The 314-nt window shown below is 44.3% G+C and carries 1 protein-coding gene; it reads left to right on the plus strand.

The genetic code is table 11. The features are described from left to right. The coding region (locus tag BWR59_RS32700; protein ID WP_218191335.1) for a hypothetical protein at positions 1–314 on the plus strand (314 nt) is incomplete at both ends.

A 314-nucleotide genomic window follows, 5' to 3' on the forward strand; every position in this document is an offset into this window, starting at 1 on the left:
TCCTTGCAGTATTAAATCATCGGTTGAGAACTCCGCTTCTGGCCTCAGACAGGGTAATTAAGCTTATCCTGGAAGGACAGTTCGGTAGTCTTGGAAAGAAGCAAGAAGAGCTGCTCATACTTCTTGGCGAAAACATCAGCGAGATTAATCGCCTGATGGTTATGATCATGGATATTTATCGATATCGCAATGGCACCAAAGAGCTTGAACTTCGCCAGGTGAATTTGGATGACTTCGTGATGAGGTTGCTCTCAAAGTTCCCTGTGTCTCGTGTGCCCATATCATTGCAAGTGGAATGTCCAAAAACGATATTC

Source organism: Pseudomonas sp. Bc-h, assembly GCF_002080045.1.
GTDB lineage: Bacteria > Pseudomonadota > Gammaproteobacteria > Pseudomonadales > Pseudomonadaceae > Aquipseudomonas.